This window comes from Actinosynnema sp. (assembly GCF_052038725.1).
In genome coordinates, this window is the sequence record NZ_JBQGCX010001322.1 from 1 (window position 1) to 3,462 (window position 3,462).

2 protein-coding genes are annotated in these 3,462 nt (G+C 71.1%); one reads left to right on the forward strand and one right to left on the reverse strand.

Annotated features, from left to right (window positions below; translation table 11 throughout):
* Window positions 1–75 precede the first annotated feature (75 nt).
* Window positions 76–636 (reverse strand): mycothiol-dependent nitroreductase Rv2466c family protein, encoded by a 561-nt coding sequence (locus ACTUAL_RS27875; RefSeq protein WP_440902320.1) that lies wholly within the window; start codon window positions 634–636, stop codon window positions 76–78.
* 213 nt (window positions 637–849) lie between these two features.
* On the opposite strand from ACTUAL_RS27875, the gene pepN reads away from it, so the two are divergent.
* Window positions 850–3,408 (forward strand): aminopeptidase N, encoded by a 2,559-nt coding sequence (pepN, locus tag ACTUAL_RS27880; RefSeq protein WP_096491820.1) that lies wholly within the window; start codon window positions 850–852, stop codon window positions 3,406–3,408.
* The last annotated feature ends 54 nt before the right edge of the window (window positions 3,409–3,462 follow it).

The window sequence follows — 3,462 nt, forward strand, 5'->3', positions numbered from 1 at the left end:
GCTTAACTTTTCACCCTGAAAGGTGAGTCCCCGTCTCCGGGGGCGCGGGCTCGCGCCCCCGGAGGCGGGTCGTCGTCAGGAGAAGTCGAGCGACCCGGTGCGGGTGCGCTTGAGCTCGAAGAACTCCGGGAAGCCCGCGAGCAGCCGGGCGCCGTCGAAGACCTTCACCGCGTCCTCGCCGCGCGGGATCTTCGTGAGCACGGGCCCGAAGAACGCCACCCCGTCGATGTGGATGGTGGGCGTGCCGACGTCCATGCCCACCGGGTCCATGCCCCGGTGGTGGCTGGCCCTGAGCTCCTCGTCGTGCTCGGTGGAGGTGGCGGCGGCGGCCAGCTCGGCGGGCAGCCCGACCTCCTCCAGGGCGAGCTTGATGACCTCGTCCCAGTCCTTGTTGCCCTCGTTGTGGATGCGGGTGCCCAGCGCGGTGTACAGGTCGCGCAGCACCGCGTTGCCGTGGGCCTTCTCCGCCGCGATCGCGACGCGGACCGGGCCCCAGCCCTTGTCCATCATCTCGCGGTACTGCGGGTCGAGGTCCCGGTGCTTCTCCACCTCCAGGATCCAGCGGGAGGTGATCCACGCGAACGGGCAGAGCGGGTCGAAGTAGAAGTCGACCTTGGTGCTGCCTGCTGACGACATGCTGCTGTCCTCACTGCCGGTGCGGTCGTGACGGGGTGCCCGACTGCGGTCCCCGTCAACAGACAACCACCCGGCCGTCCGTCCTCTTCCCGGCGATGGAGTCCACCTGATCCGCCCGCGCGTGATTGGATGCGGAGGCCGTGTTCACCAACACGACACCATTCCCCGTACCGACGAGGTCGGCGCTCCGCGCGACGACAGACGAGGTGACCAGTGGCGGCACCCAACCTCACCCGCGACGAGGCGCAGCAGCGCGCCGGACTGCTGGAAGTGGACTCCTACCGGATCGAGCTGGACCTGACCGACGGAGGCGGCAAGCCGGGTTCGGAGACGTTCCGCTCGACCACGGCGGTGACCTTCCGCAGCCGCGAGGCGGGCGCCTCCACCCGCATCGACCTCGTGGCCGCCTCGGTGCGCCGCGCGGTGCTCAACGGGGTCGAGCTCGACGTCTCCGGCTACCGCGAGGAGGACGGCATCGCGCTGCCCGACCTCGCCGAGACCAACGAGCTCCTGGTCGAGGCCGACTGCCGGTACATGAACACCGGCGAGGGCCTGCACCGGTTCGTCGACCCCGTCGACGGCGAGGTCTACCTGTACTCGCAGTTCGAGACGGCCGACGCGAAGCGCATGTTCACCTGCTTCGACCAGCCGGACCTCAAGGCCGTCTACGACATCACCGTGCAGGCGCCCGCGCACTGGAAGGTGGTGTCGAACGCGGCGATCGAGTCCACCTCGGAGGGCGAGGGCGGGGCCGCGAGGCACGTCTTCGGGACCACGAAGCCCATGTCCACCTACCTGGTGGCGATGGTCGCCGGACCGTACGCCGAGTGGCGCGACGAGTTCACCGACGGCGAGACCACGATCCCGCTCGGCATCTACTGCCGCGCCTCGCTGGCCGCGCACATGGACCACGAGCGGCTGTTCACCGAGACCAAGCAGGGCTTCGGGTTCTTCCACGAGGCGTTCGGCGTGAAGTACCCGTTCGGGAAGTACGACCAGTGCTTCGTGCCGGAGTTCAACGCGGGCGCGATGGAGAACGCGGGCTGCGTCACCTTCCTGGAGGACTACGTCTTCCGCAGCCGGGTGACGCGCTACCTGTACGAGCGCCGCGCCGAGACCGTGCTGCACGAGATGGCGCACATGTGGTTCGGCGACCTGGTCACCATGCGCTGGTGGGACGACCTGTGGCTGAACGAGTCGTTCGCCACCTGGGCGTCGGTGCTGGCGCAGGCGGGCGCGACCGAGTACAAGCACGCCTGGACCACGTTCGCGAAGATCGAGAAGTCCTGGGCGTACCGGCAGGACCAGCTCCCGTCCACGCACCCGGTGGCCGCGGACATCCCGGACGTGCAGGCGGTCGAGGTCAACTTCGACGGCATCACCTACGCCAAGGGCGCCTCGGTGCTCAAGCAGCTGGTGGCGTACGTGGGCCTGGAGAACTTCCTGGCGGGCCTGCGGGTCTACTTCGCCAAGCACTCGTGGGGCAACGCCACGCTGGCCGACCTGCTGGGCGCGCTGGAGGAGGCCTCCGGCCGCGACCTGTCCTGGTGGAGCGCGCAGTGGCTGGAGACCACCGGCCTGAACCTGCTGCGCCCCAAGTACTCCGTGGACGCCGAGGGCCGGTTCACCGAGTTCGCCGTCGTGCAGGGCGGGGCCCGGCCGGGCGCGGGCGAGCTGCGCACGCACCGGCTGGCCGTCGGCGTGTACGACGAGGAGGGCGGCAAGCTGGTGCGCAAGCACCGGGTCGAGCTGGACGTGTCCGGCGAGAGCACGGACGTGCCCGAGCTGGTCGGCGTGCACCGGGGCAAGCTGGTGCTGGTCAACGACGACGACCTCACCTACTGCACGATGCGGCTGGACCCGGACTCGCTGGCGACGCTGGTCGACCGGATCTCCGACATCGCCGAGCCGCTGCCGCGCACCCTGTGCTGGTCGGCCGCGTGGGAGATGACCCGCGAGGCCGAGCTGAAGGCCCGCGACTTCGTGAACCTGGTGCTGGGCGGGCTGGGCTCGGAGTCCGAGGTGGGCGTGGTGCAGCGGCTGCTGCTCCAGGCGCAGACCGCGCTGTCGTCCTACGCGGACGCGTCGTGGCGCGCGGAGGGCTGGTCGCGGTTCACCGCCACCACCCTGGACCTGGCGCGGACCGCGGAGCCGGGTTCGGACCACCAGCTGGCGTTCGTCAACGCGCTCACCGGGTCGGTGCTGGGCGAGGAGGCCCTGGCGGTGCTGAAGGGCTGGCTGGACGGCTCCGCGCCGCTGGCCGGGCTCGACGTGGACACCGACCTGCGGTGGCGGCTGCTCCAGGCGCTGGTGGCGCACGGCGCGGCCGGGGCCGAGGAGATCGCGGCCGAGGAGGAGCGCGACCCCACCTCGACCGGGCACCGGCGGGCGCAGTCGGCGCGCGCGATGCGGCCGACGGTGGAGGCGAAGGACGAGGCCTGGGACCGGGCGGTGAACGACGACGCGCTGCCGAACGCGGTGAGCGAGGCGATCGTGTTCGGCATCCAGCACCCGGCGCAGAAGGAGCTGCTGGCGCCGTACGCGGCCCGGTACTTCCGGGACGTGGCGGACGTGTGGGAGCGGCGGTCCAGCGAGCGGGCGCAGTCCGTGGTCGTGGGGCTGTACCCGTCGTGGTCGATCACGCCGGAGACGGTGGCGGCCTCGGACGAGTGGCTGGCGCAGGAGCGCCCGCCCGCGCTGCGGCGCCTGGTGTCGGAGGGGCGCGCCGGGATCGTGCGCGCGCTGGCGGCGCAGGAGTTCGACCGGTCGTGACACTCCTGGAGTCGTGACACTCCTGGAAGCGGAGGCCTGTCTGCGCGGGGGGAA